General features: G+C 73.6%; 25 protein-coding genes. 7 read left to right on the top strand and 18 right to left on the bottom strand.

Annotation, left to right across the window (positions count from 1 at the left end):
* Positions 1-3 precede the first annotated feature (3 nt).
* The gene (locus tag IH00_RS0120505; RefSeq protein WP_031075645.1) at positions 4-2,781 is read left to right on the top strand and encodes an ABC transporter permease subunit; all 2,778 of its coding nucleotides are present in this window, start codon (positions 4-6) and stop codon (positions 2,779-2,781) included.
* Positions 2,778-3,440: an ABC transporter ATP-binding protein gene (locus tag IH00_RS0120510; protein WP_031075647.1), complete on the top strand. Its 663-nt coding sequence runs from the start codon at positions 2,778-2,780 to the stop codon at positions 3,438-3,440. The genes IH00_RS0120505 and IH00_RS0120510 overlap by 4 nt, the downstream gene beginning before the upstream one ends.
* Before the next feature lie 18 nt (positions 3,441-3,458).
* On the opposite strand, the gene IH00_RS0120515 is transcribed toward IH00_RS0120510, so the two are convergent.
* Positions 3,459-4,016, bottom strand: a complete 558-nt coding sequence (locus tag IH00_RS0120515) for a transglycosylase family protein (RefSeq protein WP_031075649.1) — start codon at positions 4,014-4,016, stop codon at positions 3,459-3,461.
* A gap of 185 nt (positions 4,017-4,201) precedes the next feature.
* Here IH00_RS0120515 and IH00_RS0120520 point away from each other — a divergent pair, with 185 nt between their 5' ends.
* Both IH00_RS0120520 and IH00_RS0120525 read left to right on the top strand, forming a co-directional pair.
* A complete protein-coding gene (locus IH00_RS0120520; protein WP_031075651.1) occupies positions 4,202-5,005 on the top strand; it encodes a hypothetical protein in 804 nt (267 codons plus the stop codon).
* 92 nt (positions 5,006-5,097) lie between these two features.
* Entirely contained in the window at positions 5,098-5,373 is a 276-nt protein-coding gene (locus IH00_RS0120525) for a hypothetical protein (RefSeq protein ID WP_420710893.1), read from the top strand.
* A 102-nt stretch (positions 5,374-5,475) separates the two neighbouring features.
* On the opposite strand, the gene der is transcribed toward IH00_RS0120525, so the two are convergent.
* The 5 genes from der to aroH all read right to left on the bottom strand — a co-directional run bounded on the left by der (position 5,476) and on the right by aroH (position 9,908).
* Positions 5,476-6,924 carry a ribosome biogenesis GTPase Der gene (gene der / locus IH00_RS0120530; protein ID WP_031075655.1) on the bottom strand — a complete coding sequence of 483 codons (1,449 nt, stop codon included), beginning with the start codon at positions 6,922-6,924 and terminating at the stop codon, positions 5,476-5,478.
* 57 nt (positions 6,925-6,981) lie between these two features.
* Positions 6,982-7,671: a lysophospholipid acyltransferase family protein gene (locus IH00_RS0120535; protein ID WP_234334904.1), complete on the bottom strand. Its 690-nt coding sequence runs from the start codon at positions 7,669-7,671 to the stop codon at positions 6,982-6,984.
* Positions 7,629-8,291 carry a (d)CMP kinase gene (gene cmk, locus IH00_RS0120540; RefSeq protein ID WP_031075659.1) on the bottom strand — a complete coding sequence of 221 codons (663 nt, stop codon included), beginning with the start codon at positions 8,289-8,291 and terminating at the stop codon, positions 7,629-7,631. Before cmk ends, IH00_RS0120535 begins: the two co-directional genes overlap by 43 nt.
* Before the next feature lie 172 nt (positions 8,292-8,463).
* Positions 8,464-9,549 (bottom strand): prephenate dehydrogenase, encoded by a 1,086-nt coding sequence (locus IH00_RS0120545; protein WP_031075660.1) that lies wholly within the window; start codon positions 9,547-9,549, stop codon positions 8,464-8,466.
* Positions 9,546-9,908: a chorismate mutase gene (gene aroH, locus IH00_RS0120550; RefSeq protein ID WP_031075661.1), complete on the bottom strand. Its 363-nt coding sequence runs from the start codon at positions 9,906-9,908 to the stop codon at positions 9,546-9,548. Before aroH ends, IH00_RS0120545 begins: the two co-directional genes overlap by 4 nt.
* A gap of 74 nt (positions 9,909-9,982) precedes the next feature.
* Here aroH and IH00_RS0120555 point away from each other — a divergent pair, with 74 nt between their 5' ends.
* The 3 genes from IH00_RS0120555 (at position 9,983) to IH00_RS0120565 (ending at position 11,538) form a co-directional block, all read left to right on the top strand.
* Complete coding sequence (locus IH00_RS0120555) at positions 9,983-10,309, top strand: DUF952 domain-containing protein (protein WP_031075663.1); 327 nt, start codon at positions 9,983-9,985, stop codon at positions 10,307-10,309.
* Between the two features lie 62 nt (positions 10,310-10,371).
* Positions 10,372-10,827: a Rieske (2Fe-2S) protein gene (locus IH00_RS0120560; RefSeq protein WP_031075665.1), complete on the top strand. Its 456-nt coding sequence runs from the start codon at positions 10,372-10,374 to the stop codon at positions 10,825-10,827.
* 9 nt (positions 10,828-10,836) lie between these two features.
* Positions 10,837-11,538 carry a nucleotidyltransferase domain-containing protein gene (locus IH00_RS0120565; protein ID WP_031075670.1) on the top strand — a complete coding sequence of 234 codons (702 nt, stop codon included), beginning with the start codon at positions 10,837-10,839 and terminating at the stop codon, positions 11,536-11,538.
* An 82-nt stretch (positions 11,539-11,620) separates the two neighbouring features.
* On the opposite strand, the gene IH00_RS0120570 is transcribed toward IH00_RS0120565, so the two are convergent.
* The 12 genes from IH00_RS0120570 to IH00_RS0120625 all read right to left on the bottom strand — a co-directional run bounded on the left by IH00_RS0120570 (position 11,621) and on the right by IH00_RS0120625 (position 25,281).
* The gene (locus IH00_RS0120570; RefSeq protein ID WP_031075671.1) at positions 11,621-12,373 is read right to left on the bottom strand and encodes a nucleotidyltransferase domain-containing protein; all 753 of its coding nucleotides are present in this window, start codon (positions 12,371-12,373) and stop codon (positions 11,621-11,623) included.
* Between the two features lie 66 nt (positions 12,374-12,439).
* Positions 12,440-13,462 (bottom strand): ADP-ribosylglycohydrolase family protein, encoded by a 1,023-nt coding sequence (locus IH00_RS0120575; RefSeq protein ID WP_031075674.1) that lies wholly within the window; start codon positions 13,460-13,462, stop codon positions 12,440-12,442.
* Entirely contained in the window at positions 13,459-14,214 is a 756-nt protein-coding gene (locus tag IH00_RS0120580; RefSeq protein WP_031075676.1) for an NUDIX hydrolase, read from the bottom strand. The genes IH00_RS0120575 and IH00_RS0120580 overlap by 4 nt, the downstream gene beginning before the upstream one ends.
* Before the next feature lie 209 nt (positions 14,215-14,423).
* A complete protein-coding gene (locus tag IH00_RS0120585; protein ID WP_031075678.1) occupies positions 14,424-15,545 on the bottom strand; it encodes a pseudouridine synthase in 1,122 nt (373 codons plus the stop codon).
* Positions 15,545-16,147 carry an SMC-Scp complex subunit ScpB gene (gene scpB, locus IH00_RS0120590; RefSeq protein WP_031075681.1) on the bottom strand — a complete coding sequence of 201 codons (603 nt, stop codon included), beginning with the start codon at positions 16,145-16,147 and terminating at the stop codon, positions 15,545-15,547. The genes IH00_RS0120585 and scpB overlap by 1 nt, the downstream gene beginning before the upstream one ends.
* A complete protein-coding gene (locus tag IH00_RS40385; protein ID WP_078887863.1) occupies positions 16,147-17,352 on the bottom strand; it encodes a segregation and condensation protein A in 1,206 nt (401 codons plus the stop codon). The genes scpB and IH00_RS40385 overlap by 1 nt, the downstream gene beginning before the upstream one ends.
* Before the next feature lie 83 nt (positions 17,353-17,435).
* Entirely contained in the window at positions 17,436-17,924 is a 489-nt protein-coding gene (locus IH00_RS0120600) for a hypothetical protein (RefSeq protein ID WP_031075685.1), read from the bottom strand.
* Positions 17,921-18,946, bottom strand: a complete 1,026-nt coding sequence (locus IH00_RS0120605) for a ParA family protein (RefSeq protein ID WP_031075687.1) — start codon at positions 18,944-18,946, stop codon at positions 17,921-17,923. The genes IH00_RS0120600 and IH00_RS0120605 overlap by 4 nt, the downstream gene beginning before the upstream one ends.
* 466 nt (positions 18,947-19,412) lie before the next feature.
* Complete coding sequence (gene ald, locus IH00_RS0120610) at positions 19,413-20,528, bottom strand: alanine dehydrogenase (protein ID WP_031075689.1); 1,116 nt, start codon at positions 20,526-20,528, stop codon at positions 19,413-19,415.
* Positions 20,529-20,670: 142 nt separating this feature from the next.
* Positions 20,671-22,704 carry a tetratricopeptide repeat protein gene (locus IH00_RS0120615; RefSeq protein ID WP_031075691.1) on the bottom strand — a complete coding sequence of 678 codons (2,034 nt, stop codon included), beginning with the start codon at positions 22,702-22,704 and terminating at the stop codon, positions 20,671-20,673.
* Between the two features lie 208 nt (positions 22,705-22,912).
* Positions 22,913-23,536: an NUDIX domain-containing protein gene (locus IH00_RS0120620; RefSeq protein ID WP_031075692.1), complete on the bottom strand. Its 624-nt coding sequence runs from the start codon at positions 23,534-23,536 to the stop codon at positions 22,913-22,915.
* Positions 23,537-23,616: 80 nt separating this feature from the next.
* Entirely contained in the window at positions 23,617-25,281 is a 1,665-nt protein-coding gene (locus IH00_RS0120625) for a CTP synthase (RefSeq protein WP_031075693.1), read from the bottom strand.
* Positions 25,282-25,597: the final 316 nt, after the last annotated feature.

Consider the following 25,597-nt stretch of genomic DNA (forward strand, 5'->3'; position numbering starts at 1 on the left):
CGCGTGTCCTCGCTGACGTACGAACTCGTCCTGTCCGGCCTCGCCGTCGGCAGCGCGGCGGCCCTGACCGGCATCGGTCTGATCGTCACCTACCGGGCCACGGGGGTGCTGAACCTGGCGCACGGCGCCGTCGCCATGGTCTGCGCGTACGTGCTGCGCCAGCTGGTGGTCGAGTGGGGCTGGCCGCTGCCGCTCGCCGCATGCGCGACGGTGCTGCTCGTCGCTCCCGGTATCGGGCTGGTCCTGGACCGGGTGGTGTTCCGCCCGGCGGCGGTGCTGGGGTCCGACCCCGCGACGACACTGGTGGCCTCCATCGGTGTGTTCGTGCTCCTCGTCGGGACCGCGGCGCTGCTGTGGGGCGGCGGGGCGCGGGACGACGCACCGGTGCTGCTGGGGGACGACCCGTGGCTTCACCTGTCGGTGGCCGTGCTGCTGGCGGTCGCGGTGGGCGCCGTCACCCGCTGGACGCGGCCGGGGCGGGAGCTGCGCGCGGTGGTCGACAACCGCGGACTGGCCGCGCTGGGCGGTATCGACGCGGACCGGCTGGCGGCGGCGGGCTGGGCCTTCGGGTCGTTCACGGCAGGGCTGACGGGTGTGCTGCTCGCGCCGTACGTACGGCTCGACCCGTACGGGCTGCCGCTGCTGGTCGTCGAGGTCATCGCGGTGGCGGTGGCGGCCCGCATGCGGAGCCTGCCGGTGGCGGTGCTGACCGCGCTGGCGATCGGCGTCGGCCAGGCGCAGCTGACCCGCTTCCACCCGGCCGGCTGGGCGGGGCCGCTGCTCCAGGCCGTCACCACGAACCTGTTCGTCGTCGCCCTGCTCGTCGCCGCGCTGGTGCTGCCGGGCGTGGGGGCGCGCGACGCGCTGCCGCGCACCTCGACGGCAGGGGCCCGGGTACCGCCGGGGCTGTGGGTGGTCGTCGGGGTGCTGTTCCTGTTGCCGCTGGCGTTCGCGGGCCCGGACCTGCACACCGCGGTCCAGGTCCCCGCGCTGTCGGTGATCCTGCTGTCCCTGGTGGTGGTCACCGGACGCGGCGGCCAGATCTCGCTCGGGCAGGCGGCCTACGCGGGACTGGGCGCGCTGTTCACGGCGCTGCTGGCGGCGGGGCGGTTCCCCGGCCTGCCCCGAGTGCCGGAGCTCGCCGCGCTGCCGGTGGCCGCCCTCCTGGTGGCCCCGCTGGGCCTGCTGACGGGCTGGCCCGCCGTCCGCCGTCACGGGCTGGCGCTGGCACTGGCGACCCTGGCGGTCGGCGTGGCCGTGAGCCGCTTCGTCCTCGCGCAGCCGTACGCGACGGCGGGCCTGTCGCTGTCGCGCCCGGCGGCCCTCGCGTCGGACCGCGCCTTCTACGTGGTGGAGCTGGTGGTCCTCTCGGTCGCGCTGCTGCTGGTGGCGGCCCTGCGCCGGGGCCGTACCGGCCGGGCCCTGGCCGCGCTGCGCGACCACGAGGCGGGCGCGTCGGCGTCGGGCGTCCCGGTGCCCGCGCTGAAGGTCCTCGCCTTCGTGGCGGGCGCGACGCTGGCGGCGCTGGGCGGCGGTCTCCTGGGCATGGGCCTGCGCGCCTTCGACCCGGCGGCCTTCGACCCGGTGCGCGGCCTGCTGTGGTTCGCGGCGGTCCTGGTGCTCGGCGCGGACAGCCTGCTCTCGCCGCTGCTGGCGGCCGTCCTGCTGGTCGGCCTGGACGCGGGGGCGCGGGGCGGTGCGGCGGCGGCCCTGGTCGGCCTGCTCGCCGCCCTGGCGTCCCGCCTCCCGCCGCTGACCTCCCTGCTGCCGTCCGCCCGGCCCCGCCGGCCCCCGGGGCAGGGCTCCCCACCGCCCCGGGCCGCGGAAGGCGGGCGGCCGCCCGTGGAGCCGGCGGTGCCGCAGCGCGCGGCAACGCCCGGGCACTCCCCCACCGCCGAGGGCGGGCGGCCCCACACGGGAGCACCCGCGTCCGGCCCGCCGCCCGCGGCGGAACCCCCGCCCGGCCGGCCCACCCCCGGCGGAGCACCCCGCCCACCCGCGGGCCGGGCGCGCGCCCACCGGCCCGCGACCGCCCGCGCAACCGAACCCGCGGCCCGGCAGGACGAACACCACCCGCAGCGCCCACCCGCAGCCGCGCGTGAACCGCGTGCCCCCGCGGTCGAGCCGCCCCGCGGCCTGCGCGCGCACGGCCTCACCCTCCGCCACCCCGGCGGCTTCACCGCCCTCGACGGCGTCGACCTGCACCTCCCGCCCGGCCGCCTCACGGCCCTCGTGGGACCGAACGGCGCCGGCAAGAGCACGCTCTTCCACTGCCTGGCCGGCACCGCGCGCCCCACGTCCGGCCGCGTCACCCTCGACGGCGCCGACATCACCCGGCGACCCGCGCACGCCCGCACCCGCCTGGGCATCGCCCGGACGTTCCAGGAGCTCGCCGTGTTCCCGTCCCTCACCGTCGAGGAGAACGTGCGCACCGGTGCCGAACAGGGCCGGGCCCGCCACGTCCGCGACCCGCACCACGTCGAGCGGACGCTGCGGCTCCTCGGTCTGACCTCCGTGCGCCGGCTCCCCGCCGCCGGCCTGTCCACGGGGATCCTGCGGCGCGTGGAGGTGGCCCGCGCCCTGGCGGGGCAGCCGCACACGCTGCTGCTCGACGAGCCCTCCGCCGGGCTGGACGCCGCCGAGACGGACGCGCTCGCCCGTGTGCTGAAGGCCCTCGCGGCGGACGGGACCGCCGTGCTCGTCGTGGAGCACGACCTCGACCTCGTCGGCGACATCGCGGACACCGTGCACGTCATGGAGGCGGGGCGGATCGTGTCATGAGCATCGAGATGGCGCTGCGCTCCGCCCGGGTGCGCTACGGGCCCCTGGAGGCGCTGCACGGCGTCGACCTGCCGGTCCCGGCCGCCACGGTGACCGTCCTGCTGGGCCGCAACGGATCCGGCCGTACGACGGTGCTGCGCGCCCTCGCGGGGACGGTGCCGCTGGCGGCCGGGCGCGTCCTGTGGCGCGGCGCCGACGTGACGCACCTGCGGGCCCACGAACGGGCCCGCCGCGGCCTGTGCTTCGTACCGGACCGACGCGCCGTCCACCCCACCCTCACCGTGGCCGAGAACCTCGGCCTCGCGACCCGCGGCGGCGACGCGGCGCCCGCCCTCGACGCGTACCCGGAGCTGCGCCCGCTGCTGGCGCGCCGGGCCGGCACGCTCTCCGGCGGCGAACAGCGGATGCTGGCCCTCTCCCGCGCGCTCCTGGCCCCCGCCCGCGTGGTGCTCGTCGACGAACCGGCCCTCGGCCTCTCCCCCGCCGTCGCGGCCCGCACGTACGCTCTCCTGGGAGCGCTCGGCGCCGCGGTCGTCCTCGCCGAGCAACGCCTCCCGGCCGGCCTGCCGCCCGGCGCGCTCGTGCATGAACTGCGCCGCGGCACCGTCCGTTTCAGCGGCGAGGCGGCGGAGGCGCGAGCGCGGGCGGGGCCGGCGTGACCGCGGAGCCGGACGGACTCACACGGGGAGCGTGAGCATCATCCCGGGGCGGATCAGGTTCGGGTCCGCGCCGATGACGGCCTGGTTGGCCTGGTGCAGCGCCTTCCAGCCGCCCTTCACCCCGAACCGGCCGGCGACGGCCGTCAGCGTGTCGCCGGGTTGCACCACGTGGGCGCGGCCGGACAGCCCGTACCGCTGGGAGCAGGCGGGCCAGGCGCCCCAGCCCTGCCACCGCAGCACCTCCTCGGCGACCGCGATCTGCTGCTGACGGGTCGCCAGGTCGGCGCGCGCGGCATACTTCAGCCCGCCGTACGCCTCCCAGGTGGACTGCCGGAACTGCAGCCCGCCGTAGAAGCCGTTGCCGGTGTTCAGGTGCCAGCGGCCGCTGCTCTCGCAGTGGGCGACGCAGCCCCACGGCCACTGGTCGCCGGCGCAATCGGTCGGAGTGTACGAGGGGCCCGGTCCGGGTGCGGGGGGCGGCGGGTGGTGACCGGCCGCGGCCACACCGGCGCCGGCGCCCTGCAGGAGCAGCACCGACGACACCAGGACCACCGGCCAGAAACGGTTCTTCAGCACCCGCACACGCTAAGCACCGACCCGTCCCGGGCCGGGCCGCCGCGCGGGGCGGGTGCGAACCCCCACCCGGTCGGACGCGCGGCGGCCGGCGCGTGACCCCGGCCACCCGTCACCCGTTGAGCTCTTCATAGGAAGAGCCGGGAACCGCCCGGCATCGATACGCACACGAGTCCGAGGAGTCACCCGTGCCGCGCATGCTCGACGTCAGCGAGGACGTACGCGCCGAGATCGGCGACGAAGAGGCCGACCGGCTGCTCGCCGGCGACAACGCACCGGGCAGTTACGACTGCACCTCCTGCCGCACCCCGGGCGACTCCGAGCAGGAACGCACCAGCACCGTGCTGTTCGTCGGCGAGGAGACCGCCGTCCTGGCGTTCGCCCACGCCACCTGCATCCCCTCCCAGGTGGTCAGGGTCGCCGAGGAACAGCTCCAGGGCGCGGTCCGGTCCATCACCGGCGAGGAGCACCCGCCCGCCCAGGGCGGCCACGCCGCGACGCCCGTCGCCGCGACCGGCGAACAGGCGGTCCTGGGTGTCACGAGCGGTCTCGTACTGGTCGGGAACGAACTGCACCCGGCGCTGGTCGTCGAACCGACGGCCCCCATCGCCCGTCCCGGCTCCACCGGCCCCGGCGACGAGTTCCTGCCGCTGCTGATCGAGCAGGGCTTCCTGCCGGTCAATGACGTCAACCGCAAGCCGAGCCCGCTGCCCGGCTGGTCGGTGCTGCTCGCCATGGGCCAGCTGCACGCCATCCTCCAGCCCGGCACCGGCGGCGGCTCCCCCGTCGCCTGGTGGCAGGCGCACCAGCCGCTGCAGGTGACGGAGGGCTGGCGGGCCGCGGCCAACAAGTCGCACACCGTGCTGGTCTTCGCCGCGCCGGTCGGCTCCATCGGCCAGCAGCCGCGCGAGGACCTGCTGCGCGACGCGCTGGAGAAGGCGTCGGCCGACGGGCGTCTGGTGGCCGCCGCGCTGCCGCTGGCCGGCACGTGAGGCCGAAGCCGCATCCGACGGGCGGCAAGGTCGTTGGCACCTACGTGCACGCATACGAGACCTCCCGCCAGCCGTACCATCAGATCCCCGCGATGCGCCCTGCGCAGGACGGCCTGTCAGGCGTCTCGGCCACGCCGATCTACGACGCGCTGTACTCCGAGTACCTGCGGTCGTTCCGGACGCTGCCGGGCGACCGCAGCGGCGAGGAGGACCTGGGCTTCAAGTCCTTCGCGGCGGTCGGGGGGCACCGGCCGGCGAGTGCCTACCCGGCCCAGGGCCCGGGTGCGGCTCCGGTCCACACGGGATCGTGGCAGCGGCAGCACCACCACGTCCCGGCGGCCCTGCCACCGGCCCGCCGGGGACTGTGAGGGGCGGACACGGAGCGCCGCACCGGGAACGGCGGCGGCGAACGGCGGCGGGGCCGGGCGAGAGATCATCTCGCCCGGCCCCGCCGCCGTCGTGCTCCTGCGCTACTTCTTCCGGCCGCGCTTCTCGCGCACGCGGACCGAGATGTGGATCGGGGTGCCCTCGAAGCCGAACTCCTCGCGCAGGCGCCGCTCCACGAACCGCCGGTAGCCGTGCTCCAGGAAGCCCGAGGCGAAGAGCACGAACCGGGGCGGCTTGGTGCCCGCCTGCGTACCGAAGAGGATGCGGGGCTGCTTGCCGCCGCGGATCGGGTGCGGGTGGGCGGCGACCAGCTCGCCGAGGAAGGCGTTCAGCCTGCCCGTCGGGACGCGGGTCTCCCAGCCCTCCAGGGCGGTCTCGATGGCCGGGACGAGCCGGTCCATGTGACGGCCGGTGCGGGCGGAGACGTTGACGCGCGGCGCCCAGGCGACCTGCTGCATCTCGGTCTCGATCTCGCGCTCCAGGTAGTACCGGCGCTCCTCGTCGAGCTCGTCCCACTTGTTGTACGCGATGACCAGCGCGCGGCCTGCCTCCACGGCCATGGTGATGATCCGCTGGTCCTGGACGGAGATCGACTCGGTGGTGTCGATGAGGACGACGGCCACCTCGGCCTTCTCGACGGCGGCCGCGGTGCGCAGGGAGGCGTAGTAGTCCGCGCCCTCCTGGAGGTGGACCTTCTTGCGGATGCCGGCGGTGTCCACGAACTTCCACGTGGTGCCGCCGAGCTCGATCAGCTCGTCGACCGGGTCGCGGGTGGTGCCGGCCAGCTCGTTGACGACGACCCGCTCCTCGCCCGCGAGCTTGTTGAGCAGGGACGACTTGCCGACGTTCGGGCGGCCGATCAGCGCGATGCGGCGCGGGCCGCCGACGGCGGCGCCGAAGGTCTGCTCGGGTGCCTCGGGGAGGGCCTTGAGGACCTCGTCCAGCAGGTCGCCGGTGCCGCGGCCGTGCAGTGCGGAGACCGGGAACGGCTCGCCCAGGCCCAGCGACCAGAGCATGGCGGCGTCGGCCTCGCCGGAGGGGCCGTCGACCTTGTTGGCGGCCAGGACGACGGGCTTGCCGGCCCGGCGCAGCAGCTTGACGACGGCCTCGTCGGTGTCGGTGGCGCCGACCGTGGCGTCCACGACGAAGACGACGGCGTCCGCGGCCTCGATCGCGTACTCCGCCTGGGCGGCGACGGAGGCGTCGATGCCGAGGACGTCCTGCTCCCAGCCGCCGGTGTCGACGACCTTGAAGCGGCGGCCGGCCCACTCGGCCTCGTAGGTGACGCGGTCCCGGGTGACGCCGGGCTTGTCCTCGACGACGGCCTCGCGGCGGCCGATGATGCGGTTCACCAGGGTCGACTTGCCGACGTTCGGCCGGCCGACGACGGCGAGGACGGGGAGCGGGCCGTGCCCGGCCTCCTCGATCGCGCCTTCGACGTCCTCGATGTCGAAGCCCTCTTCGGCGGCGAGCTCCATGAACTCCGCGTACTCGGTGTCGCCGAGTGCCCCGTGGTCGTGCTGGTCGTTCATGAAGTCCGTTCCTCGTTCATCATCGGCGGATCGAGTGATCCGCTACTCAAGTCTCGCTCAGCGCCCGGTGAGGCGCTTGGCGTTTTCCAGGTGGGCGGTGAGCCGCTCCTGGATGCGCACGGTGGCGTCGTCCAGGGCCTTGCGGGTGCGGCGGCCGGAATCGTCCCCCTCCTGCGCCTGGAAGGCGTCGCCGAAGACGACGTCCACGCCGCTGCGCAGCGGGGGCAGCGCCCTTATCAACCGTCCGCGGCGTTCGGTGCTTCCCAGCACGGCGACCGGCACGATGGGAGCGCCGCTGCGCACGGCGAAGTACGCGAGGCCGCTGCGCAGCGAGGCGAAGTCGCCCTGGCCGCGGGTGCCCTCGGGGAAGATGCCGAGCACACCACCGGAGGCCAGCACGTCCAGGGCGCCGGTGATGGCGGTGCGGTCGGGCGCCGTGCGGTCCACCTTCAGCTGCCCGATGCCCTCCAGGAAGGGGCCGAGGGGGCCGACGAAGGCCTCCTTCTTGATCAGGAAGTGCACGGGCCGGGGCGCGGTGCCCATGAGCATGGGGCCGTCGAGGTTGTGCGCGTGGTTGACGGCGAGGATCACCGGCCCGGAGGACGGTACGCGCCAGGCGCCGAGGACGCGCGGCTTCCACAGCCCGTACATCAGGCCGATGCCGATCCCCCGCCCGATCGCGGCGCCCTTCTCCGAGGGAGGGGTCACGGGGCGGCTCGCTTCTCCTCGACCAGGGTGACGACGCACTCGATGACCTGCTGGAGCGTGAGGTCGGTGGTGTCGACCTCGACGGCGTCGTCCGCCTTGGCGAGCGGCGACGTCTTGCGGCTGGAGTCGGCCGCGTCGCGCTTGATCAGGGCCTCGCGGGTGGCGTGGACGTCGGCGCCCTTCAGCTCGCCGGAGCGGCGGGCGGCACGGGCCTCGGGGGACGCGGTGAGGAAGATCTTGAGGTCGGCGTCCGGGAGGACCGTCGTACCGATGTCCCGGCCCTCGACGACGATGCCGTGCTCGGCCCCGGCGGCGATGGACCGCTGGAGGTCGGTGATCAGGGCGCGCACCTCGGGCACCGCGCTGACGGCGCTGACCTTGGAGGTGACCTCCTGGGTGCGGATGGGCCCGGAGGCGTCCACGCCGTCGACGGTGATCGTCGGGTGCGACGGGTCGGTCCCGGAGACGATGACGGGCTTGCCGGCGGCCGACGCGACGGCATCGGCGTCGTCGACGTCCACACCGTTGCTGAGCATCCACCAGGTGATCGCCCGGTACTGGGCGCCGGTGTCCAGGTAGCTGAGCCCCAGCTTGGCGGCGACCGCCTTGGAGGTGCTCGACTTGCCCGTGCCGGAGGGCCCGTCGATGGCGACGATCACGGATTCCACTGTGTCGGACACCTTCCTGGTACGTGGGAGAGGGGCCGGCCGGATGGCAAGGGGCCCTGCACAAGGTTACCGACTGCTGCCCCCACCCCTTGCACCCGTTCGGGCTACACCCCCGGTATCACCGGGGGCGCGGCCCGGAGCCCCCGGCGTGCGGGGGCGCGGCTCACGGGCGCAGGGCCCAGCCCCGCTCGCGCAGGGCCGACGCGAGGGCCGTCGCCGCCGCGGGCTCCACCAGCAGCTGGATCAGACCGGCCTGCTGGCCGGTGGCGTGCTCGATGCGGACGTCCTCGATGTTCACACCGGCCCGGCCCGCGTCGGCGAAGATGCGGGCCAGCTCGCCGGGCTGGTCGCTGAGCAGGACCGCCACCGTCTCGTAGGCCACGGGGCCGCCGCCGTGCTTGCCGGGCACCCGGGCGCGGCCCGCGTTGCCGCGGCGCAGCACGCCCTCGACACCGGTCGCACCGTCGCGCCGCTCGTCGTCGTCGGAGGACTGCAGCGACCGCAGCGCCTGGACCGTCTCCTCCAGGTCGGCGGCGACGCCGGCCAGCACGTCGGCGACCGGGCCGGGGTTCGCCGCGAGGATCTCGACCCACATGCGCGGGTCGGACGCCGCGATCCGCGTCACGTCCCGGATGCCCTGCCCGCAGAGCCGTACGGCCGTCTCGTCGGCGTCCGCGAGGCGCGCGGCGACCATGGAGGAGACCAGCTGCGGGGTGTGCGAGACGAGGGCGACCGCCCGGTCGTGGGCGTCCGCGTCCATGACGACCGGCACCGCCCGGCACAGCGCGACCAGCTCCAGCGCCAGGTTCAGCACCTCGGTGTCGGTGTCCCGGGTGGGCGTCAGGACCCAGGGCCGTCCTTCGAAGAGGTCGGCCGTCGCGGCCATCGGCCCCGACTGCTCCTTGCCGGACATCGGGTGGGTGCCGATGTATCCGGAGAGGTCCAGGCCCAGCGCCTCCAGCTCCCGCTTGGGTCCGCCCTTGACGCTGGCCACGTCCAGGTAGCCGCGGGCCAGTCCGCAGCGCATCGCGTCGGCCAGCGTGGCCGCGACGTGCGCGGGCGGTACGGCGACGATCGCGAGGTCGACGGGGCCCGCGGGGGCCTCGTCCGTGCCGGCGCCGCGCGCCGCGGCGGTGCGTGCCCGGGCCGGGTCGTGGTCCAGCAGGTGGACGGTGACGCCGCGCCCGGTCAGCGCGAGGGCGGCCGAGGTGCCGATCAGTCCGGTTCCGATGACGAGAGCGGTTCTCACTGGGCGATGTCCTTGCGCAGGGCGGCCGCGGCACCGAGGTAGACGTGCGCGACGGCGGATTTGGGCAGATCGGTCTCGACGTGCGCGAGGACGCGGACGACGCGCGGCATGGCGCCCTCGATGTCCAGCTCCTGCGCGCAGATGAGCGGCACGTCGACGATGCCGAGGGCGCGGGCCGCCACGGCGGGGAATTCGCTGCGCAGGTCGGGCGTGGCGGTGAACCAGACGCTGATCAGGTCGTCGGGGGTCAGGCCGTTGCGCTCCAGTACGGCCGTGAGCAGCTCGCCGACCTGGTCCCGCATGTGCCCGGCGTCGTCCCGCTCCAGCTGGACGGCCCCTCGGACCGCTCGTACCGCCACGTCCCGCTCCCTCGTCGGCCTGGTGTGCTGCCGATGTTCAGCCTAGTCAGGCCCGGTCCGCTAGAAAGGTCCGCATGCTCTTTCACCTCGTTCCTCTCTCCCGGTGGTCCGCCGGGCCGGAGGCGCCCTATGCGCCGGCGTCACTCGCGACGGAGGGCTTCGTGCACTGCTCGCCCGACGAGGCGACCGCGCTCGCCGTCGCCGACGCCCACTACCGGGACGTCTCCGAGCCGCTGCTGGTGCTCCGCATCGACGAGGAGCGGCTGGGCGGCGTCGAGGTCCGCTGGGAAGGGCCGTATCCGCACCTGTACGGGCCGGTCGACCGCTCCGCCGTCGTCGGGGTCCTCCGGGTGCGCCGGGACGCGGACGGCCGCGCCGTGGGACTGCTCCCCCGGGAGTGAGCGCGGACGGCGCTCCCGCGCGGCTGCTTCACCCGGAGGGGTCCGAGCGCCAGGATGCCGGCATGAGCGCAGCCCCCGCCCCCCGCCGTACCGTCCTGGCTGCCGCCGCTGCCGCCGCTGCCGCCCCGCTGGTCACCGGCTGCGGCGACGGCGACGGCGATGACGCCGCCACCCCCGCCCCCACCGCCCCGGCGCAGTCGCCCACCGGCTCCGCACCGGCGCACACCGTCGGGCAGCGGCTGGCCTCCACGGCGGACATCCCGTCCGGGGGCGGCACCGTCTTCAAGGATCAGCAGGTCGTCGTCACGCAGCCGCAGGCCGGTGAGTTCAGGGCCTTCTCGGCCATCTGCACCCACCAGCGCTGCGTCGTGGCCGCGGTGGAGGACGGCACCATCAACTGCGCCTGTCACGGCAGCCGGTTCCGCATCACGGACGGCTCGGTCGTCCGCGGACCCGCCACCCGGCCGCTCCCCGCCGAGGACATCACCGTCTCGGGGGACACGATCTCCCTGGCATGATCGGGGGCCATGACTCCCCTGACCCCCGAAGAACTGGTGCGCGACCACACCGTCTACTCCTGCGTCATGGGGTCCCGCGCGTTCGGTCTGGCCACGGACGACAGCGACACTGACCGCCGCGGTGTGTTCCTCGCGCCCACTCCGCTCCAGTGGCACTTCGACAAACCGCCCACGCACATAGAGGGCCCGGCGGAGGAGCAGTTCAGCTGGGAGCTGGAGCGCTTCTGCGAGCTCGCCCTGCGGGCGAACCCGAGCGTCCTGGAGTGCCTGCACTCCCCGCTCGTCGAGCACGCCGACGACACCGGCCGCGAGCTGCTCGCCCTGCGGGGCGCGTTCCTCTCCCGGCAGGCCCACGGGACCTTCGTCCGGTACGCGGCCGCCCAGCGCAAGAAGCTGGACGCGGACGTCCGCCGGCACGGAGCGCCGCGCTGGAAGCACGCCATGCACCTCGTCCGGCTGCTGGTGAGCTGCCGCGACCTGCTCCGTACCGGTGAGCTGGTCGTCGACGTCGGGGAGGAGCGCGAGCGGCTGCTGGCGGTCAAGCGCGGTGAGGTGCCGTGGCCGCGCGTCGAGGCGTGGATGGACCGCCTCGCCACGGAGGCGGACGCGGCGGACGCGGTCTCGCCACTGCCCGCCGGGCCGGACCGCCGGGCCGTCGAGGACTTCCTCTTCCGCACGCGCCGCGCCTCCGCGGCCCGCGCCGCCCTCTGACCCGCCGCCGCCGTCCGACCCGCGCCGCCGTCCGACCCGCGCCCGGGCCCGGGACGGCCCGGGGCCCGGGCGGGTCAGTGCGTCACACCTCGACGCCCCGGACGCGGACGACGAAGTCGTGGAGGGCGTCGTACGCGACGGGCGCGTCCGGCAGCGACGAACCCGCCTGCGCCTCGTCGAGTGCCGTGTGGAGCGCCTCGACGTCGGCGCGTACCCGCGCGGTGTCGACGGCTCCCCCGGCCGGGCCGTGTTCCGCCGCCGCCTTCGCCTCGATCAGCTCGGGGAGGTAGGCGGGCGCGTCCACCGCGGCGAGCAGCGTCGGCAGGTGCGCCTGCACCTCGCCGGCGCGCATGAGGTGGATCCCGGTGAGCAGCGCCCGGAAGGTGTACAGCAGGGGCTTCAGCTCGCCGCTGCGCTCGTACAGCCGCCACTGCGTGCCCGCGAACCCCCGGTAGTGGTGGGCGTGGTGGGTGGTCAGCACGCCCGGCGCGTGGGAGACCAGCTCAGCGTGCGCGTCCGTGGTGGCGACCACCAGCGGCGACAGCAGCTGCTCCAGTACGTAGCCGTTGCGCCGCAGCATCAGCCGTACGAACTTGCGGACGTCGTGGGTGACGAGGTCCATCTCGACGCCGTCCCGGTCCTCCGTGCTCGACCGGGTCTCCTCCGGTTCGCGCAGCCCGATCAGGTCCGGGAGCGGCAGGACGTGGACGCCCCGCAGGTCCACGTCCGAGTCGCGGGAGGGGAAGCCGTACAGATGGGCGCCGGAGACGGTCGCGAACAGCACCCGGCCGGGCTGCTCGGCGACGACGGTCCGGAGGCCGGAGAGGGCGGGCAGTCCCGGCACGTCGAGGAGGCCGGGCACGCCCGGCGCGGCGGTGGGGTCCACGAGATCGGTCACCGGTCAAGCATCCCAGAGCGCCCCCAGCGTCAGCAGCTCACTCCGGTACTCGATCCGCTCCGCCCACTCCTTGGGCCACGCCTCGGCGCCCAGGTGGGCCCCCGCGAATGCGCCGGTCAGGCAGGCGATCGAGTCGGAGTCGCCGCTCGTGCAGGCGGCCCGGCGCAGGGCGGTGAGCGGCTCCCCGGGGAAGAGCAGGAAGCACAGCAGGCCGGTGGCGAGCGCCTCCTCGGCGATCCAGCCCGCGCCCGTGGCCAGGCACGGGTCGGTCTCCGGGCCGGCCGTGCGCAGCGCGGACCGCAGGGTGGTGAGCGCGCCGATGCACTCGTCCCAGCCGCGCTCGATGAAGTGCTGCGGCGTGGGGTCCTGGGAGTAGGTCCACAGGTCGCCGAGCCACTTGGCGTGGTAGCGGGAGCGGTTCTCGTGCGCGTACGCGAGCAGGTGCTCGACCAGGCCGGCCGGGTCCCCGCCCCGCGCCAGCGCGTACACCGCCCGGGCGGTCAGGTCGGAGGCGGCCAGCGCGGTGGGGTGCCCGTGGGTGAGCGCGGCCTGGAGCTGCGCGGCGCCCGCGCGCTGCTCCGCGTCCAGCCGCGGTACGAGTCCGAGGGGGGCGACCCGCATGTTGGCGCCGCACCCCTTGGAGCCGATCCGGCTCGCCTCCTGCCAGGGCCGGTCGCCGTCGAGCTTCTCGCAGGCGACCAGGCAGGTGCGGCCGGGCGCGCGGTTGTTCTCCGGCGAGTGGTACCAGCCGACGAACTCCTCGCGCACCGGCCCGGTGAGCCGCTGCGGCGCCAGCGGCCCGCGGTCCATGGCGGTGCGGATGCCGCGCGCCAGCGCCAGGGTCATCTGGGTGTCGTCCGTGACGACGGCGGGCCTGGGCAGATCCATCTCCCGCCAGGGCCCGAACGTGGCGAGGATCGCCGGTACGTCCTTGAACTCGGTCGGGAAGCCCAGTGCGTCGCCGAGCGCGAGCCCGATGAGCGATCCGGTCGCCGCCTGCCTGGTGGTGGTCCTCGCCGTGATCATCCCTGTCGTCCTTCCGGTCGCAGCAGCGGCGGGTGCAGGCTGGTGGCCCGGCCCGCCCGGTAGAGGGCGGCCGGTTTCCCCCGTCCGCCGGTGAGGCGCGGCGGCCCCTCCACGGCCTCGACGAAGCCGGGCGTGGCGAGGACCTTGCGCCGGAAGTTGGGGCGGTCGAGTTCGACGCCCCACACCGTCTCGTACACCTGGCGCAGCTCGCCGAGGGTGAACTCGGGCGGGCAGAAGGCGGTGGCGAGGCAGGTGTACTCCAGCTTGGCGCCGACGCGTTCGTGCGCGTCGGCGAGGATCGTGTCGTGGTCGAAGGCGAGAGGCCCGTACGAGCCGTACGGCAGCCACTGCGCGTGCTCCGCGTCGCCGCCGCCCCGCGGTTCGGGCGGGTCCGGTACGAGCGCGGTGTACGCGACGGAGACGACCCGCATCCGCGGGTCGCGGTCGGGGTCGCTGTAGGTGCGCAACTGCTCCAGGTGGAGTCCGGCGACGCTCGTGCCGGACAGACCGGTCTCCTCGGCCAGTTCGCGCCGCGCTGCCTGCCCGGCGGACTCGCGGGGCAGGACGAAACCGCCGGGCAGCGCCCAGTGGCCCTGGTAGGGCTCCTGTCCCCGCCGTACGAGCAGGACGTGCAGCCGTTCCTCGCGGAGGGTGAAGACGGCGAGGTCGACGGTGACGGCGAAGGGCTCGAAGGCGTACGGGTCGTACCCCTCGGGACGCGGTTCGCGCCGGGCGCCGGGTCCGGTGCTCATGCCCCCATCACCCCCACCGCGCGGCCGTCGGGGCCTGGTCCACCCCCGTGGGTCCAGGTGCACCGGCCGTGTGCGGCACGGGTGATGGGGAGTCGCACCACCGCCTCCTTAAGAGTCACTATGACTATAAAGGCTGACGGGCCGTCCGGGCAAGGGAAGAGCCCGCGCTCCCTGAGGGGAACGCGGGCTCTTCGTACGGGATCCGGCCGTTACAGACCGACTTCCTTCATCAGCATGCCGACCTCGGTGTTGGTCAGCCGCCGCAGCCAGCCGGACTTCTGGTCGCCCAGCTGGATCGGCCCGAAGGCGGTGCGCACCAGCTTCTCGACCGGGAAGCCCGCCTCGGCGAGCATGCGGCGCACGATGTGCTTGCGGCCCTCGTGGAGGGTCACCTCGACCAGGTAGTTCTTGCCGGTCTGCTCCACGACCCGGAAGTGGTCGGCGCGGGCGTAGCCGTCCTCCAGCTGGATGCCTTCCTTGAGGCGCTTGCCGACCTCGCGCGGCAGCGGGCCCTGGATGGCCGCCAGGTAGGTCTTCTGCACGCCGTACTTCGGGTGGGTGAGACGGTGGGCCAGCTCGCCGTGGTTGGTGAGCAGGATGATGCCCTCGGTCTCGGTGTCGAGCCGGCCGACGTGGAAGAGGCGGGTCTCGCGGTTGGTGACGTAGTCACCGAGGCACTGGCGGCCGTCGGGGTCCTCCATCGTGGAGACGACGCCCGCGGGCTTGTTCAGCGCGAAGAAGAGGTACGACTGGGTGGCGACGGTCAGGCCGTCGACCTTGATCTCGTCCTTCTCCGGGTCGACTCGCGTGCCCTGCTCGACCACGATCTTGCCGTTGACCTCGACGCGGCCGGCGTCGATCAGCTCCTCGCAGGCGCGGCGCGAGCCCATGCCGGCCCTGGCCAGCACCTTCTGGAGCCGCTCGCCCTCCTGCTCGCCGAACGTCTTCGGCGTCTTGATCTGCGGCTTGTTCGCGTACCGCTCCCGGTTGCGCTCCTCGATCCGGGCGTCCAGTTCGCGCGGCCGCGCCGGGGTGGTACGGCCGCCGCCCCGCTGGGCGGACTGCCGGGGGCCGCCCTTGGCGCCACCGCGGGCCGCCGCGCCGCGTCCGCGCTTGGGAGCGCCCTCACCAGGGGCGCCCACGTCGTAGCTGCGCTCCTCGGGGCGGGGGCGGCGGGGGTTGCTCCCGCGCTGGGGGTTCTGGCGGTCGTCGCGGCTGTTACCGGCACCCCGGTAATTGCCGCGGCCGCCGCTGCTGCCGCGGCCGCCGCTGTTGCCACCACGGCTCCCGCCGTTGTTTCCGCTGCTGTTCCTGCCGCTGCTGCTTCGCATCACATGTCCGTCTTGTCGTCTGCGTCCTCGGAATCCGGAGCGTCCGGATCGAACGACGGGACTCCCTCCTGGCTCTCCGCCTCGATCGCCTCCGCCTCGGGGAGGAAGGGCGCGAGCTCCGGGAGCTCGTCCAGGCCGCGCAGGCCCATCCGCTCCAGGAAGTAGTTCGTCGTCCTGTACAGGATCGCACCTGTTTCGGGTTCCGTGCCCGCCTCCTCGACCAGACCCCGCTGCAGGAGGGTGCGCATGACCCCGTCGCAGTTCACCCCGCGCACCGCAGAGACGCGGGAACGGCTGACCGGCTGCCGGTACGCGACGACCGCGAGGGTCTCCAGAGCGGCCTGGGTGAGCCGGGCCTGCTGGCCGTCGAGCACGAAGCTCTCCACCGCCGGCGCGTACTCGGGCCGCGTGTAGAAACGCCAGCCGCCCGCGACCAGCCGCAGCTCGAAGCCGCGCCGCTGCACGTCGTACTCCTCGGCCAGTTCGCGCAGCGCGTCGGCGACCTCGCGGCGCGGGCGGTCCAGGACCTTGGCGAGGTGTTCCTCGGTCGCGGGCTCGTCGACGACCATGAGGACGGCCTCCAGGGCCGGCTTCAGCTCCATCACTCCTCCTCCGGGCCGCTCTCGCGGTCGAACTCGTCGGTCACGGCGACGTCCCCGGCGCCCGTCCACCGCACCGTGAGCTCCCCGAGCGGGTCGTCCTGCTCCAGCGCGACGGCCTTCTCGCGGTACAGCTCCAGCAGCGCGAGGAACCGCGCGACGACGGTGAGGGTGTCCGGCGCGTCCCCGGCCAGGTCCCGGAAGCTCGCCTCGCCCCGCTCGCGCAGCAGCGCGACCACGATCCCGGCCTGTTCCCGGACGCTGACCAGCGGCGCGTGGATGTGGTCCACGTACACCTGCGGCTTGGCCTTCGGCTGCATGGCCTTGACGGCGAGCCGGGCGAATCCCTCCGCACCGATACTGATCACCACGTCGGGCAGCAGCTCGGCGTGGTGCGGCTCCAGTCCGACGGTACGCGGGTAGCGCCGGCCCTCGCTCTCCAGCCGTTCGCTGAAGATGTCGGCGACCTGCTTGTACGCGCGGTACTGGAGCAGCCGCGCGAAGAGCAGGTCCCGCGCCTCCAGCAGCGCCAGGTCGGCCTCGTCCTCCACCTCGGCCGCCGGAAGCAGGCGGGCGGCCTTGAGGTCGAGCAGCGTCGCCGCGACGACGAGGAACTCGGTGGTCTGGTCCAGGTCCCAGTCCGGCCCCATGGCGCGGATGTGCGCCATGAACTCGTCGGTGACCTTGGACAGGGCGACCTCGGTGACGTCGAGCTTGTGCTTGGCGATCAGCTGCAGCAGCAGGTCGAAGGGCCCCTCGAAGTTCGCCAGCCGCACGGTGAAGCGCCCGTCGCCCGCACGCTCCCCCGCCTCGGGGCCCGGCCCGCCGGGCCGGGGCTCGGCGTCAGGCGCTGGCGCCGTCCCCGGCTCGGGCGCAACGACCTCGGGCTCGCGCTCGGGCGCAGGCGCAGGCGCTGGCTCGGGCGCAGGCGCTGGCTCGGGCGCAGGCGCTGGCTCGGGCTGGGCGCCGGGGGCCCTCGGTCCGGCCTCGCCCTCCGGTCCGGGGACCTGCGGCTCGGGGACCTGCGGCTCGGGGACCTGCGGCTCGGGGGCCGAGGGGTCGTCCGCCGCCTGCGGTCCTGGTTCCTGAGGTTCGTCCGCCGGTGCCGGGGGTTCCGGGCGGGGGGAAGCCTCCCCGCGGGCGGGCGAGGTTCCCGGGCCGCGGCCCAGGGGGCGGCGCCGGCGGGCGGGGTCGTCGGTCGGGGGCATCGTGGTCCAGGAGCGGGGCGAGTGAGCTGGCGGGGGTCTCCCCGCGCCGGACGCCAGGCGGCGCGGCCCCGCGCAGGCTACCGTCAGCGCCCGCGCAGGCGCCGGACGAGGATGCTCGCGTCGCCCCGCGACTCCAGGTCCGCCAGGACCACGGCGACGGCCTCGCGGACGATCCGCCCGCGGTCCACGGCCAGCCCGTGCTCACCGCGCAGGACCAGGCGGGCGTGCTCCAGGTCCATGAGCTCCTCGGCGGAGACGTACACCGTGATCTTCTCGTCGTGGCGCTCACGCCCGCTGGGCCGGCGGTTCGCCGAGCGCCCGCGGCGCCGCGCCGGGGCGGCCTTCGCGGGGGCCTCGGCCTCACGGGCGCGCGGCTCGGCCGCGATCTCCTCGGCGGCCGCGTGCTCCTCCGGGGCCGGGGCGGGCGCCGCGGCGGCAGGGTCGCTCTCGCCCGCGGGAGCCGGCACACGGGGCTCACCGTTCGCGGTGCTCGCCTGGCGGCGGGGGGTCGACGCCTGCAGCGCCATGCCCCCGGTCGTACGGAACAGCTCGTCGGCACCGGGCAGACTCACTCGGCGTGACACCGGGCGAGCACCTCCCTGGCGAGCTGGCGGTAGGCGGCCGCGCCGACCGAGTTCGAGGCGTACGTGGTGATCGGCTCACCGGCGACCGTGGTCTCCGGGAAGCGTACGGTCCGGCCGATCACGGTGTGGTAGACGTGGTCGTCGAACGCCTCGACCACGCGCGCCAGCACCTCCCGGCTGTGCACGGTCCGCGAGTCGTACATCGTGGCGAGGATGCCGTCGAGCTCCAGGTCCGGGTTGAGCCTCTCCTGGACCTTCTCGATGGTCTCGGTCAGCAGCGCCACGCCGCGCAGCGCGAAGAACTCGCACTCCAGCGGCACTATCACCTTGTGCGCCGCCGTCAGGGCGTTGACGGTCAGCAGACCGAGCGACGGCTGGCAGTCGATCACGATGTAGTCGTAGTCGTTGAGCAGCGGCTTCAGCGCGCGCTGCAGCGTCGACTCGCGCGCGACCTCGCTCACCAGCTGCACTTCCGCCGCTGACAAATCGATATTGCTGGGCAGCAGGTCCATGTTGGGCACGGCGGTCTTCAGCAGGACCTCGTCCGCCGACATGCCCCGCTCCATGAGCAGGTTGTAGACGGTGAGGTCGAGCTCCATCGGGTTCACACCGAGGCCGACCGACAGGGCTCCCTGCGGGTCGAAGTCGACGAGCAGCACCCGGCGGCCGTACTCCGCGAGCGCGGCACCCAGGTTGATCGTCGACGTGGTCTTGCCCACGCCGCCCTTCTGGTTGCACATCGCGATGATCTTCGCGGGGCCGTGGTCGGTCAGCGGCCCGGGGATCGGGAAGTAGGGCAGGGGGCGGCCGGTGGGGCCGATGCGCTCGCGGCGCTGGCGGGCAGCGTCCGGGGCGAGGGTGGCCGCGTACTCCGGATCGGGCTCGTACTCGGCGTCGGGATCGTAGAAGTGCCCCTCGGGCACCTCGTCGTAGGCGGCGAAGTGGGTGGACTCTCGGCCACTCTCGTTGCCGGCCATGGCGTTCACGTGTTGGCCGTCCATCATCTTCATCGTGTGGGCTGTCGTCATGTGCTGCTGGCCGGCTGCGAAGGTTCGGACAGCGACCGAGCCGGCATCGCCGACCGTTCCTGGCTGACCACCCCCGGGAGTAAATGTCGACTCATTCACAAGTCGTCTTACCTCCTTGGAAGTGGCCAGGAAACTTATCGATAGGTCAGCGTGGCACTATGCCGACGGTTGGCGACTCTATGGCGTGTCACCGCTCCGCAGCAACACAATCGCCCGGACGCGGGCCGATGTGTCGGCAAAGAAACACTGCCCTGTCAAGGGCGCACGGGCATCCATCGACACGTTTCACGGGTGTGCGAAACGGTTAAAGGGTTACGTTCGAGACGACTTGAACGAGGGTCAGGTGCACGCCGGACATACGTCCGGCCGGACCTCGTCGAGCAAGGTCCGGCCGGATGTGTGAGGTTGACGGCAACCGTTGACGGCCGGCCGGCGCCTCGTCGGCGACTCAGCCGATGAAGGTGGCGGGGTCCACGTAGTCGAGGCCGTGGGCCTCGGCGACCTCCCTGTAGACGACCTTGCCGTCGTGGGTGTTGAGACCCTTGGCGAGGGCGGCGTCGCGGCGCAGCGCCTCGACCCAGCCGTTGTTGGCCAGCGACACGATGTACGGCAGCGTGGCGTTGGTCAGCGCGTACGTCGAGGTGTTCGGGACCGCGCCGGGCATGTTGGCGACGCAGTAGAAGACCGACTCGTGGACGGTGAAGGTCGGCTCGGCGTGCGTGGTCGGACGGGAGTCCTCGAAGCAGCCGCCCTGGTCGATCGCGATGTCGACAAGGACACTTCCGGGCTTCATCCGGGAGACGAGCTCGTTGGTGACCAGCTTCGGCGCCTTGGCGCCCGGGATGAGGACGGCACCGATGACGAGGTCGGCGTCGAGGACGGCCTTCTCCAGCTCGAAGGAGTTGGACATGACGGCCTTGACCTTCGTACCGAAGATCCTGTCGGCCTCGCGCAGCTTGTTGATGTCGCGGTCGAGCAGCGTCACCTCGAAGCCCATGCCCACGGCGATCTGCGTGGCGTTCCAGCCGGAGACGCCACCGCCGATGACGACGGCCTTGGCGGGGATGACGCCGGGGACGCCGCCCGGGAGCACGCCACGGCCGCCGGCCGCGCGCATCAGGTGGTAGGCGCCGACCTGCGGAGCCAGCCGGCCCGCGACCTCGGACATCGGGGCGAGCAGCGGCAGCGCGCGGTTGGCGGTCTCGACCGTCTCGTACGCGATGGCGGTGGTGCCGGACTCCAGCAGGGCGTCCGTGCACTCGCGCGAGGCGGCGAGGTGCAGGTAGGTGAAGAGCGTCTGGTCCTTGCGGAGGCGGTGGTACTCCTCGGCGATGGGCTCCTTGACCTTGAGCAGCAGGTCGGCGATGGCCCAGACCTCGTCGGCGGTGGGCAGGATCTGCGCACCGGCAGCCACGTACTCGTCGTCCGTGATCGAGGAGCCGACACCGGCGTTCTGCTCGATGAAGACCTGGTGGCCGTTGCGGACGAGCTCGTGCACGCCGGCGGGGGTGATGGCCACCCGGAACTCGTTGTTCTTGACCTCGCGGGGGATGCCGACCTTCACGTCGATCACGGTCCTTGGCTCGGGGGGTACTGGGGCAATGCAATACATACCCGGATGCAGCGGACGCATCGGGATAGACCGCGGTCAATCGCGGCTCACCCAGTCTATTGAAGGACTTCCCGTTGTCTAGCCTTGCAAAGGCCTAATCTTTGCCGGAAGCACTGCGGATTTCGTAGGTAGATCCCTCGGTTCCCAGAAGACGTTCGGCGGCCGCCCGATGCAGCCGGGCCGCGGCCGGATCGCCGAGCCGGTCGAGGGTGTCCGCCAGCCGCAGCTGCAGCGCCGCGAGCAGCCGCATGTCCTGGGCCTGCCGCGCCAGCTCGATGGCCTCCTCGCAGGTCCGCAGCGCCTCCTGCGGCCGCCCCGCGTACTCCTGCACCCGGGCCGCCTCGCTCAAGGCCCGCGCGTGGCCCGGCAGATCGCCGAGGCGACGATGCCCGGCCGCGGCTGCCCGCCAGCTGCGCAGCGCCTCGCCGTACCGCCCGGCGTAGGTCTGCACCGCGCCGAGCCTGCCGTAGAGCCGTGCCTGCTCGGGCCGCTCGTCGCGCGCCAGCCGCTGCGAGAGCGCCCGTCCGTACCAGTCGGCGGCGCGCTGCCAGTCCCCCAGCTCCTGGTAGGCGCCACCTACGGATTCCATCGCCCGACCGATGGCATACGGGTCGTTTGCGTCGCGTCCGGCGTCCAATGCCGACCGATATCGCAGCAGAGCGTCCTCGGTGCGGCCCGTCGTGGCGTCCAGGTCGGCGAGGTTCAGCAGGGCGGCGGCACGCTCCCGGTGCAGCCCGCGCCGCTCGGCGACGTCCAGCACGAGCCGGTGCAGCCCGTACAGCTCGGGTGCGGCCTCCTCGGCGCCCCGGTGCGCGGTGAGCGCCCGCACCAGCGCGGCGATCAGGCGCCGGGCCAGGGTGTCCAGCTCCCCGTCGGCGACCGCGAGGCGGGCCGAGGCCAGCAGGGCGGGCTGCCGGGTGCGCAGCCACTGACTGGCGGTGCCGACACTGGGGAAGCGCAGGGCACGCGGCAGCCCGGCGAGCCTGCGGCGCGCGGCGGAGCCCTCCGGCTCGGTGACGGCCCGGCACGACTGGAGGAGGCGTACGGCCCGCTCCAGCATCCGCGCCCGGGCGAGCTGCACCTCGGCGGGCCGGTCCTCGCTCTCCAGCAACTCCCGCAGCAGCGGTACGAGGCAGCCGGGCACCTCGTACTGGCCGCTGCGCTCACCGTCCCGGACCAGCCCGAAGGCGACGAAGCCCTCCAGCATGGAGCGGGCGGCGGAGACCGAGCAGCCGGCCAGCGCCGAGGCGGTGTGCGCGTCGGCGAGGCCCAGCGGCGCGAGGGCGAGCAGCCGCAGCATCCGCGCGGCGGACGGCGGCAGGGCCTCGTACGCGAGGCGGAAGGCGCGGGCGAGCGGGCGGCCGGCTTCCGGGCGGTCGGGGTCGTCCGGCAGGGCGCGCAGCCGCTTGGCGAGGTCGGCCACGGACGACATGGGGCGGGCGGCGAGCCAGCCGCCGGCCAGGACGAGCGCGGCGGGCTGACCGCCGCACAGCTCGGTGAGCATCTCGGCGGCCTGGGGGTCGACGGTGATGCGCACCGAGCCGGTGAAGGAGTCCAGGAGCTCGATCGCCGACTTGGCGTCGAGCCCGCCGAGGGTGCAGGGCCGTACGTCGGGGATGCCGGTGAGCGGCCCGGCGGCGACGGCCACCACGAGGCAGTCCGCATGGTCGGGCAGCAGCGGTTCGACCTGCCCGGCGTCGGTGGCGTCGTCCAGGAGGAGCACCATGCGGCGGCCCGCGAGGATGTCGCGCAGCCGCTGCGCCAGGTCGTCCCCGTCCGCCCCCGCGGGCGCGGGGATCCCGAGCTCGGCGAGCAGCTCCCGCGCGGTGCGCTCGGTGGGGACGGGCTCGCCGCCGGGCTCGGTCAGCCGGGCCCGCAGCACCCCGTCCTCGTACCGCCCTTCCGCGACGAGTCCGCGCACCAGCTCGGCGGCGAGGGTGCTGCGGCCGCTGCCCGGCCGTCCGGCGATCAGCAGGACCCGGGGACGCGCCGACTTGCGCCCGGCGATGGTGTCGAGCCCGGCGTCCTCGATGTCGGCACGCAGGGCCTTCAACTCGCGCTGACGGCCGAAGAACCGGCCGCGCCCCGCCTCAGCGCCTTCGTCGAAGTCCACCGCCTGCTCCGCCACGGGTCACGCTCCCGTCCACCTGCGCCACGTGCTGTCCCGCCGGATCTTCGAGCGGGTGATCCGAGCGTAGTTCAGCCGGGTGGTGCACCCTTGCCGAGCACGGCGGACAGGTCCCCCGTTCGGATCACCGGATCGTCGGGTTTTCGGCCGGGGGTGCTTTCCGGGGGCTCGGTTCTCCCCCTGGCTTCGCCGGAGGCGAACCGGGAGCCTAGGAGAACGGCCGGGCGGGCCAGGGGGCGTCGGCGGGGCGGAGGGCGTCCAGGCCGTCGCCCGCCCGCGCGGCCAGGACCGAGAGGACGCCGACGACCAGGCAGTTGTTGTGCAGCTCGCCCGCCAGCACGCCCCGCGCCAGCTCGTCGAGCGGTACGCGGGCGACCTCCATGTCCGCCTCCTCCTCGGCGACCTCGAAGCGCTCGCCCTCCGCCGTGGACAGGCCGCGGGCCAGGAAGATCCGCACGGCTTCGTCGCAGCCGCCGGGCGTGGTGTAGACGTCGGAGAGGACGTGCCACCGCTCGGCCTTGACGTGCGCCTCCTCGTACAGCTCGCGCACCGCCGCGTTCAGCGGGTTCTCGCCGGGTACGTCGAGCAGGCCGGCCGGGATCTCCCACAGCTTCTGCCGCACCGGGTGGCGGTACTGGCGCAGCACGAGGACCTGGTCGTCGTCGTCGAGGGCGAGGACCGCGACCGAGCCGGGGTGGACCTGGTAGTCGCGGCGTACGACGGTCCCGTCCGGCATGACCACGTCGTCGGTGCGGACACTGGTCTTGTTGCCCTGGAACGGCACGGCGGTCGCGGTGACCCGCCACTCCTCGGGCGTGTCCTTGATGGTCATGAAAGACGTCCTCCCTCGCAGAAAACCGGGGCACGCGCCCTGATCAGGCACGTACCCCGGTCAACCGTATCGCTAGCGGATCACTTGTCCGTCGTGCGCGCGGCCTGCTGCCGTTCGACGGCCGCCTTCACCAGACCCGCGAAGAGCGGGTGCGGGCGGGTGGGGCGGGAGCGCAGCTCCGGATGGGCCTGGGTGGCCACCAGGTAGGGGTGCACCTCGCGCGGGTACTCGACGTACTCGACGAGCTTGTTGTCCGGGGACGTGCCGGAGAAGAGGATGCCGGCCTTCTTCTCCAGCTCCGCGCGGTAGGCGTTGTTGACCTCGTAGCGGTGGCGGTGGCGCTCCTCGACGTACGGCTGGTCGCCGTAGACCTCGCGCACGATGGAGCCCTCGGCGAGCTTGGCCGGGTACATGCCCAGGCGCATGGTGCCGCCCAGGTCGCCCGCGCCCTCGACGTACGCCAGCTGCTCCTCCATCGTCGAGATGACGGGGTGCGAGGTGGCCGGGTCGAACTCGGTGGAGTTGGCGTCGGCGATGCCGGCGAGGTTGCGCGCGGCCTCGACCACGATGCACTGCAGGCCCAGGCACAGGCCCAGCAGCGGGATCCTGTTCTCGCGGGCGTACTGGATGGCGCCGACCTTGCCGTTGACGCCGCGCTCGCCGAAGCCGCCCGGGATGACGATCGCGTCGACGTCGCCGAGCTGCTTGGCCGCGCCCGCCTGCGTCTTGCAGTCGTCGGAGGTGACCCACTTGACCTTGACGCGGGCCTTGTTGGCGAAGCCGCCGGCGCGCATGGCCTCCGTCACCGACAGGTAGGCGTCGGGCAGGTCGATGTACTTGCCGACGAGCGCGACGGTGACCTCGTGGTCGGGGTTGTGGACGCGGTCGAGCAGGTCGTCCCACGTCGTCCAGTCGACGTCCCGGAACGGCAGGTCCAGCTTGCGCACGACGTACGCGTCGAGGCCCTCGGTGTGCAGCACCTTCGGGATGTCGTAGATCGACTTGGCGTCGATGGCCGCGACCACGGCCGCCTCGTCGACGTCGCACATCAGCGAGATCTTGCGCTTGATCGCGGTCGGCACGTCGCGGTCGGCGCGCAGCACGATCGCGTCGGGCTGGATGCCGATGTTCCGCAGTGCCGCGACGCTGTGCTGGGTCGGCTTGGTCTTCAGCTCGCCGGAGGGGCCGATGTAGGGCAGCAGCGAGATGTGTACGACGAAGACGTTGTCCCGGCCGACCTCGTGGCGGACCTGGCGGACGGTCTCCAGGAACGGCAGCGACTCGATGTCGCCGACCGTGCCGCCGACCTCCGTGATCACGACGTCGACGTCGTCCGCCGCCATGCGGCGGATGCGGTGCTTGATCTCGTTGGTGATGTGCGGGATGACCTGGACGGTGTCGCCGAGGTACTCGCCGCGCCGCTCCTTGGCGATGACCGTGGAGTAGACCTGGCCGGTGGTGACGTTGGCCGAGCCGTCGAGGTCGACGTCGAGGAAGCGCTCGTAGTGGCCGATGTCCAGGTCGGTCTCGGCGCCGTCGTTGGTGACGAACACCTCACCGTGCTGGAACGGGTTCATCGTGCCCGGGTCGACGTTCAGGTACGGGTCGAGCTTCTGCATGGTGACCCGCAGACCCCGCGCCTTGAGGAGCGCACCCAGGCTGGAGGCGGTCAGCCCCTTGCCGAGGGAGGACGCGACACCCCCGGTGACGAAGATGTGCTTGGTCGTCGTGGATTTGGGCGGCATGGCCAAGAGGGGGCTCCCGTGGTCGCGGTCTGGAGGTGCGTACCGGCGTCCGGTCCGGAAAACTCCGGGGAGTTCCGGGGGTGCCGTCGCTGCGGTTCGGGGGCCGCCGATTCGTTGTGCGGCGCCCACCGGTCCACGGGCTACCAGGGTATCAGCGCCGTGGAGAGACCGCTTCCGACCACGCTCGGCACACGGATTCGTACAGGCTGCTACGGGCTCACTCGTTCGGCTCAGCCGGCCGTGGGTCCTCCCACTGGACGCTCACCCGGTGGAGCTGGCAGCGTCGTATTCTGCTCTGACACTCTCCCTCACCCCA

The sequence above is a fragment of the Streptomyces sp. NRRL S-118 genome (assembly GCF_000716335.1).
Classification (GTDB): domain Bacteria; phylum Actinomycetota; class Actinomycetes; order Streptomycetales; family Streptomycetaceae; genus Streptomyces.

Bases quoted from the DNA above. Each gene is read 5' to 3' on its own strand.
- IH00_RS0120510 (WP_031075647.1), top strand. From the start codon at position 2,778: ATGAGCATCGAGATGGCGCTGCGCTCCGCCCGGGTGCGCTACGGGCCC.
- IH00_RS0120525 (WP_420710893.1), top strand. From the start codon at position 5,098: ATGCGCCCTGCGCAGGACGGCCTGTCAGGCGTCTCGGCCACGCCGATC.
- der (WP_031075655.1), bottom strand. From the start codon at position 6,924: ATGAACGACCAGCACGACCACGGGGCACTCGGCGACACCGAGTACGCG.
- IH00_RS0120555 (WP_031075663.1), top strand. From the start codon at position 9,983: ATGCTCTTTCACCTCGTTCCTCTCTCCCGGTGGTCCGCCGGGCCGGAG.
- IH00_RS0120560 (WP_031075665.1), top strand. From the start codon at position 10,372: ATGAGCGCAGCCCCCGCCCCCCGCCGTACCGTCCTGGCTGCCGCCGCT.
- IH00_RS0120565 (WP_031075670.1), top strand. From the start codon at position 10,837: ATGACTCCCCTGACCCCCGAAGAACTGGTGCGCGACCACACCGTCTAC.
- IH00_RS0120575 (WP_031075674.1), bottom strand. From the start codon at position 13,462: ATGATCACGGCGAGGACCACCACCAGGCAGGCGGCGACCGGATCGCTC.
- IH00_RS0120580 (WP_031075676.1), bottom strand. From the start codon at position 14,214: ATGAGCACCGGACCCGGCGCCCGGCGCGAACCGCGTCCCGAGGGGTAC.
- IH00_RS0120585 (WP_031075678.1), bottom strand. From the start codon at position 15,545: ATGCGAAGCAGCAGCGGCAGGAACAGCAGCGGAAACAACGGCGGGAGC.
- scpB (WP_031075681.1), bottom strand. From the start codon at position 16,147: ATGGAGCTGAAGCCGGCCCTGGAGGCCGTCCTCATGGTCGTCGACGAG.
- IH00_RS40385 (WP_078887863.1), bottom strand. From the start codon at position 17,352: ATGCCCCCGACCGACGACCCCGCCCGCCGGCGCCGCCCCCTGGGCCGC.
- IH00_RS0120605 (WP_031075687.1), bottom strand. From the start codon at position 18,946: ATGAAGATGATGGACGGCCAACACGTGAACGCCATGGCCGGCAACGAG.
- IH00_RS0120620 (WP_031075692.1), bottom strand. From the start codon at position 23,536: ATGACCATCAAGGACACGCCCGAGGAGTGGCGGGTCACCGCGACCGCC.
- IH00_RS0120625 (WP_031075693.1), bottom strand. From the start codon at position 25,281: ATGCCGCCCAAATCCACGACGACCAAGCACATCTTCGTCACCGGGGGT.